7 protein-coding genes are annotated in these 7,084 nt (G+C 54.5%); 5 read left to right on the forward strand and 2 right to left on the reverse strand.

The genetic code is table 11. The features are described 5' to 3' along the window. Nucleotides 1-2 precede the first annotated feature (2 nt). Together O2N63_RS03560 and O2N63_RS03565 are read left to right on the forward strand one after the other, a co-directional pair. Complete coding sequence (locus O2N63_RS03560; RefSeq protein WP_271052772.1) at nt 3-995, forward strand: ABC transporter ATP-binding protein; 993 nt, start codon at nt 3-5, stop codon at nt 993-995. Next, entirely contained in the window at nt 992-1,966 is a 975-nt protein-coding gene (locus O2N63_RS03565; RefSeq protein WP_271052773.1) for an ABC transporter ATP-binding protein, read from the forward strand. The genes O2N63_RS03560 and O2N63_RS03565 overlap by 4 nt, the downstream gene beginning before the upstream one ends. Nucleotides 1,967-2,151: 185 nt before the next feature. On the opposite strand, the gene O2N63_RS03570 is transcribed toward O2N63_RS03565, so the two are convergent. Both O2N63_RS03570 and O2N63_RS03575 read right to left on the reverse strand, forming a co-directional pair. Continuing rightward, the gene (locus tag O2N63_RS03570) at nt 2,152-3,249 is read right to left on the reverse strand and encodes a M24 family metallopeptidase (RefSeq protein WP_271052774.1); all 1,098 of its coding nucleotides are present in this window, start codon (nt 3,247-3,249) and stop codon (nt 2,152-2,154) included. A gap of 143 nt (nt 3,250-3,392) precedes the next feature. Then, nucleotides 3,393-4,169, reverse strand: a complete 777-nt coding sequence (locus O2N63_RS03575) for a transporter substrate-binding domain-containing protein (RefSeq protein ID WP_271052775.1) — start codon at nt 4,167-4,169, stop codon at nt 3,393-3,395. A 113-nt stretch (nt 4,170-4,282) separates the two neighbouring features. On the opposite strand from O2N63_RS03575, the gene O2N63_RS03580 reads away from it, so the two are divergent. From O2N63_RS03580 to O2N63_RS03590, 3 genes are all read left to right on the forward strand, one after another. Beyond that, nucleotides 4,283-5,002 carry an amino acid ABC transporter ATP-binding protein gene (locus O2N63_RS03580; RefSeq protein ID WP_271052776.1) on the forward strand — a complete coding sequence of 240 codons (720 nt, stop codon included), beginning with the start codon at nt 4,283-4,285 and terminating at the stop codon, nt 5,000-5,002. A gap of 10 nt (nt 5,003-5,012) precedes the next feature. Beyond that, on the forward strand, nt 5,013-5,771 hold the full coding sequence (locus O2N63_RS03585; RefSeq protein WP_271052777.1) for an amino acid ABC transporter permease: 759 nt from the start codon (nt 5,013-5,015) through the stop codon (nt 5,769-5,771). Nucleotides 5,772-5,938: 167 nt separating this feature from the next. Next, nucleotides 5,939-6,484: a VOC family protein gene (locus O2N63_RS03590; RefSeq protein WP_271052829.1), complete on the forward strand. Its 546-nt coding sequence runs from the start codon at nt 5,939-5,941 to the stop codon at nt 6,482-6,484. Nucleotides 6,485-7,084: the final 600 nt, after the last annotated feature.

Raw genomic sequence — 7,084 nt, forward strand, 5'->3', positions numbered from 1 at the left:
GCATGAGCCTTCTCGAAATCAAGAACCTCACCGTCGAGTTCCGCACCGCTAACGGACCTTTCCGCGCGGTGGACTCTGTCGACATGACCGTGACTGCGGGTGAACTCGTTGCCATCGTTGGTGAAAGTGGCTCGGGCAAATCTGTATCCATGCTCGCCATGATGGGACTTCTGCCTTGGACCGCCAATATCACTGCCGACAAGATGGAGTTTGATGGCAAAGACCTGTTGCGCATGTCACCCAAGGAACGGCGCAAGATCATCGGCAAAGATGTGTCGATGATCTTTCAGGAACCGATGTCATCGTTGAATCCCTGCTACACTGTTGGCTTCCAGATCAAGGAAGTGCTACGTCAGCATACCGACCTGACCCGTGCCGAACGGCAAGCCCGTGCGGTAGAACTGATGGAGCAGGTCGGCATCCCGGATCCGGCCAAGCGGCTCAACGTCTTCCCGCACCAGCTCTCGGGTGGGATGAGCCAGCGGGTGATGATCGCCATGGCGCTCGCCTGCAAACCGAAACTGCTGATTGCCGATGAACCCACCACCGCGCTTGATGTGACCATTCAGGCGCAGATCCTCGACCTGTTGATTGACCTGCAAAAAACCGAGGGCATGGCTCTGATCCTGATCACCCATGACATGGGTGTGGTCGCGGAAACCGTCGAGCGTGTGAACGTGCAATATGCTGGTCAACGTGTGGAACAGCAGGAAGTAAACGCGCTCTTTTCCAACCCCCACCACCCGTATACGGCCGCTCTTCTGGCGGCTCTGCCAGAACGCGCCACCGGACGTCACTTGCCGACAATTCCGGGTGTGGTGCCGGGGCAATTTGACCGCCCGCAAGGCTGCCTCTTTTCACCGCGCTGTGAATTTGCAGACGACCATTGCCGCACGAAACCACCCGTGGCAGCAGGGCCGGAATTGGGCAAAGCCCTATGTCACCGCCCATTGCAACAAGGTGTTCCACAAGACCAGAAGGAGGTCTCTGCATGAGCGCCCCGATCCTTTCCGCAACGGACCTGCGTCGCCATTTCGAAGTAAAGTCCGGCCTGTTCGGCGGGACAAACACCGTGCGGGCGTTGGATGGTGCCAGTTTTGAGTTGGTGCCAGGTCGAACGCTTGCCGTGGTTGGTGAAAGTGGCTGTGGGAAATCCACCCTCGCCAATCTCGTAACCATGATCGACACACCCACTTCGGGGACCTTCACGATCGACGGGCAAGACATCCAGCCGGGGGACGAACTCAAAGACAAAGTCCTGCGCGCCAAGGTGCAGATTGTGTTCCAGAACCCCTATGGCTCGCTCAATCCGCGCCAGACCATCGGCAAGATCCTGATGGAGCCACTTCTGCTGAACCGCCCGGAAATCTCCGCAGAAGAGCGAGAACGCCGTGCGCGTGAGATGGTTGAACTGGTCGGTCTGCGTCCCGAACATTTCAACCGGTATCCACATATGTTTTCGGGTGGGCAACGCCAGCGGATTGCCGTGGCGCGGGCGCTGATGTTGGAGCCGGAAATTCTGGTGCTTGACGAACCGGTTTCGGCGCTTGATTTGTCGATCCAGTCGCAGGTTCTGAACCTGCTCACTGACCTGCAAGACAAATTCAACCTCGCCTATCTCTTCATCAGTCACGACCTCTCAGTTGTGCGCCATTTTGCAGACGATGTGATCGTCATGTATCTGGGAAAACCGGTAGAGCAAGGGGCGAAAGACGAGGTGTTCGAAAACCCGCGTCACCCCTATACAAAGGCACTTCTCTCCGCGACGCCCATGGCAGACCCTGCGCGCCGTCAGGAACGGATCAAGCTGGAAGGCGAGCTTCCGTCCCCATTAAATGTTCCCGTTGGCTGCGCTTTCAACCCGCGCTGCTGGAAGGCCACCGAAGAGTGTCGCAACAAAAGACCAGATATGAGCGACGGTTCCCACCGCTTCGCCTGTTTCCACCCGGAAAATGGAGATAACTGAAGAAAAGGGGTGCCAGATTGGTGCCCCTTTTTTCTTGCCGTAAATATCTCGGGGTGAGACCGAAGGTCGAGGGGCAGAGCCCCTCAGGCTCACGACGTGAGCCACGCCCAAGCCTGTCGACCGAAGGGAGAAAAGGCGCGGGAGTGGCTGTGAGATCGGAGAGCACTACCGTCTAGTGGATTGCGTCAGTTTCGGACGATCATCTCGCGACCAAGGTCCGAGAAAACCTCCGGACCGTTTTTGCGCAGGATCACAATTTCCTCCAATCGGACGCCGAACTGACCCAACAAGTAGATGCCCGGTTCGATGGAAAAGACATTCCCTTCCTCAAGCACCACATCCGAATTGGAGACAATGTCGGGCTTTTCGTGCAGATCGAGGCCAAGCCCGTGCCCCACGCGCGCTGCGAGAGTTTCGCCGTAGCCTGCGGCGGTGATCACATCGCGCGCAGCTTTGTCCACTTCGCCAGATGTCACCCCCGGTTTGGCGGCGGCCAGCCCAGCTGCGACAGCTTTCTCAACGATGGCAAAGATATTTCGGTAGTGATCGCTGGGTTCTCCGAACCAACCACATCTGGTGTTGTCGGCGGGGTATCCCATATGCCGACAACCACAATCAATCTGTACGGCCATATCGCGCTTCAGTTGGGTTTGTCCGGTATGGTGATGTGGGAAAGCGCCATTGGCTCCAAAGGCTACATTGATAAACTCCACCCTCGCGCCGTGTTCAACATAGGTGTTGGCGATTCCATCAGCCACCTGTTCCTCGGTTATTCCCTCGTACAGACTGTCAAAAGCGCGTGTGAGGGCTATGTCATTCACTCGGTGGCTTTCCTTGAGCGCCGCGTATTCACCCGGTTCCTTAACCATGCGCAGTGCGCCGATCATGTCTTGCATGAAGGAATGAGTGGCTCCTGGAAGCTTGTCCAACAGCAGGAACGAAAAATCTGAACGCATCATTTCGTCCAGCGCCAGCTTCGGCGAGGCTGGTACGGCGAGGCGGGTGAGGATCTGATTCAGCGCGCCATGGGGGCCGTCGGCATCTTTCCAGGTGGCGAAGGGCAGGTCGGTATGTTGTCGCACGCTGTCTGCATTCAGCGCGGGCATCAAAAACTCGGCATGGTTTTGGGTGATCAGGAGAAGCACGGGGCGTTCGTCGCCATGGGGATCGAGACCGGTCAGCCAAGAAAGATGACTGGTCGGACCCACCGCCACCAGATCCGTGCCGCTCTCCAGCATTTTCAAACGCAGACGTTCCATTCGGGATGCATAGTTGATCTTCATGTCGCCCTTACTCGCTGCCTGCCACATAGGCGCATGAGTGGCAGGTAAGGTCAATCGGATTTTGGATCCAATATTGCGTCAGGTAAAGAACAAAGAAAACGGAGGCCGAAGCCCCCGTTTCCTGTTGCGTGTTTCAGAATTGTTTACTGAAGACCCCATTTGGCAGCGGTGGCCTCGAAGAAGCCCTTCTCCTGCTTAAGCTTGATCCAGTTGTTCACATAGTTGATCCAGACTTGATCAGTCTGCGGCAGGATCATTGCAATCGGTGTTGGTTTGGCCGGGGCGTTTACCTCCATCCGGCGCACCTGTGGGAATTTTTCACTCAGCGTTGCCCCTTCAATGTTTGATGTGATGAACACATCCGCCCGACCGGCAATGACCTCTTGATAACCGCGTGCAGGGGCTTCGACCACTTTGATGTCGGCATCAGGGAACCAGTCTTTCACCATCTTCTCAAACGACGTTCCAAGGGTTGTCGCCACTTTCACATCCGGCGCATTGATTGAGGCGAAATCGGTAAACCGCCCCACCTTATCCTCGGTGGTGTAAGGTCCGATCTGCACCGAGATATAGGGGGATGAGAACCCGGCCACTTTCATTCGCGATGGTGAGATCGAGGCGGACCCCGTCATATGGTATTTGCCAGCGACAATGCCGTTTACCAATGTCTTCCAGTCGGTTGGCGCAAATTCCAGCTCGACTTCCAGATCCTTGGCCAGCTCGGTCATGACATCAATATCATATCCTTTATAGCTTTCGGTTGCCGGATCGCGAACGGTCATTGGGTTCCAATCGCCCGTTGTGCCGACCTTCAGCACACCGCCCGACAGAATGTCGTTCAAGGCGGATTGTGCGCTGGCTGGTGCAACAAATACCAGCCCGGCCACAAACGCAGCCCCCAAAGTTCGCAAAATTGTCATGGAGAAGATCCTTTTCTAGGGTAACACAAACGTCTCGTTTCTTTATACATTAGAACAAAATGTGAATTTTAGTCACCATCTCACGAAGTGGTGAACGCTTGTAAGGATGCGCGATGACCGCTGCGGTAAGGCTAACCGAACTCGACAAATGGTTTGGCGAATTTCAGGTGCTCAAGAAGGTGTCGATTGAAGTTTCCCCGGGTGAAAAGCTGGTGATTTGTGGCCCTTCCGGGTCCGGAAAATCCACTGTCGTTCGCTGTATCGCCAATTTGGAGCCATATGAAGGTGGGGCGCTAGATGTGTTGGGTGGTGAGCCGGGTGCCGCTGGTCGGGGCGAAGTGGGCATGGTGTTTCAGCAGTTCAACCTGTTTCCGCATTTGACCGTGCTAGATAATCTGACCCTTGGTCCGATCCGGGCGTTGGGCCTGTCGCGACGAGAGGCTGAAGACAAGGCGCATGCGCTATTGGAACGGGTCAAGATCCCCGATCAGGCAGCAAAGAAGCCGGGGCAGCTTTCGGGTGGACAGCAACAGCGGGTCGCCATAGCCCGTGCGCTTTGCATGGAACCCAAAGTGATGCTGTTTGATGAGCCAACATCAGCGCTTGATCCAGAGATGATTGCAGAGGTTCTTGACGTCATGGAAGAACTGGCCGCTGAGGGGATGACCATGATTTGCGTGACCCATGAGATGGGCTTTGCCAAGCGTGTGGCCGATCGTATTGCCTTCATGGATGCAGGTGAACTGATTGAAGTGGGGACGCCGGAACAGGTTTTCACTGCACCCAAATCCAGCCGCTTCGCGGATTTCCTCGATAAGATCCTGAGCCATTGAGGGCGCTGACATGAAACGACTTTTTCCGTTTGCTGCCCTGTTGCTTCTGGTCGGCTGTGATAGCCAGCCGGGCACTTGGGGGTGGTATGTAATTGACCCGACCACCAAGGCAGGCTGGACCAATGTTCAATTCCTGATGCGCGGGTTCACCTCGACCATTCAGGTTTCAATGCTCGCAGCGGTGGCGTCAATTATGATTGGATTATTTGTCGCCTTGCCGAGCTTGTCCCCAAGCCGATGGGTGCGTCTGCCCAACAGGATCTATGTTGAATTCGTTCGCTCGATCCCGCTTCTGCCGATGCTGTTTTGGGTGTTTTATGGCTTGCCAGTGGTGCTTAAATCCGTGGGAATAAACCTGAACATCGACCCGTTCTGGGGAGCTGTGATCACGCTGGCGATATCAGATAGCGCCTTCACCGCGGAAATTTTCAGGTCCGGCATTCAATCTGTTCCGCACGGGCAATCGGAAGCGTCGCAAACCATTGGTCTGACCAAATCTCAGGCCATGCGGTATGTGATCTTGCCACAGGCGGTGCGCCGGATCCTGCCCCCGTTGGCAAACCAATTCATATACATCGTGAAAATGTCTGCCTTTGCATCGGTGATTGGGATGCAGGAGTTGACCCGGCGCGCCAATGAACTGGTTGTGACAGAGTATCGCCCCCTAGAGATCTACTCGCTGTTGATTTTGGAGTATTTGGTGTTGGTGCTGATCATTTCGGCCGCCGTGCGGTGGCTGGAGCGACGTATGGGAGCAAATGAGCGCTAACTCCTTTGACTGTTCTCATCCTTTGATCGTGTCCCGTCAGCAGGGCGTCATCCACTTGAAATAATCGTTGCAAATGAAATGATCTTGACAGTCGCTGCAAACGCAACAATGATGCACCCGTTAATCAATGTCGCCAGGAGAGGAGATCGCGCCCTATGAAGCCCGACCTGAAAATCGATCAGATTCACCATGTCGCCTATCGCTGCAAAGATGCCAAGGAAACCGTGGAATGGTATGGCAAGATGCTGAACATGGATTTTATTCTGGCGATTGCCGAAGATCGTGTGCCCTCTACCCATGAGCCCGATCCTTACATGCATATTTTCATTGATGCCGGTATGGGCAATGTGTTGGCATTTTTCGAGTTGCCGACCAAGCCCGAAATGGATCGCGACCGCAACACCCCGATCTGGGTGCAGCACATCGCGTTCAAGGTAAAAGACCGCGACACACTGATTAGCTTCAAAGAGCATCTTGAAGCCAATGGGGTTGAGGTTTTGGGTGTCACCGACCACTCGATCTTCCACTCGATCTATTTCTTCGACCCGAATGGCCACCGCATCGAACTGGCGTGCCCGGACCCGAAAGAAGAAGCCATGTTGAAGCGTATGGACGACGTGAAATGGGCGATGCTTGAAGAATGGTCGCAAACCAAAAAAGCCCCCAAACACGCAGACTGGTTGCACGCCAAGGAACTGAACAAAAGCAATTGAACCGGATCAAAACCGGGTTGCTGAAGGCAAGCAAAGCCGGAACGCTAGGCGTTCCGGCTTTTTACATTGATCCAAGCTCAGGCCGAGCAAGGCACAGAATTCCACTCGGAAAGGGCATCATCATACTGTCTTGTCGTAGTGGTCACGTTTGGCATCGCACATACCATTCACGCACCAAATAGAGGAGGGATCAGGCCGGTGGTGCGCTCAGGTTTCCACTTTCGGGGCTTAGCCAGCGGGCCCAGTTTTCCCAAGAATACCCCATTTCAGAGCTAATCAGTATAGTCGCACCGGAAGCAATGCCGACCATCAGCAGAAATAGTAGTAGATATTCGAGGTGTAGACGGGAAATGAACCCATCTTCATTGGTCCAAAATCGTTTTATCAGATAATACCACATCAGAAACTCTCCACCTTTGTACCACATTTTCTCCTTTGAATCTCCGTGGAGAAAAGGAACCAGCTCGTCGCAATCTCCGGTTTTGGTGAATGCTGCGACAGACCCTGCCTATCTTTTAATAAGAAAAATAAAGTTAAATTATGGCAAAGGGGGGCTACAAATGACGATTATTGGTGGCGAGAATTTGGGTGTGAAGGGGT

The sequence above is a fragment of the Aliiroseovarius salicola genome (genome assembly GCF_027891095.1).
In the GTDB taxonomy this organism is placed as follows: Bacteria; Pseudomonadota; Alphaproteobacteria; order Rhodobacterales; family Rhodobacteraceae; genus Aliiroseovarius; species Aliiroseovarius salicola.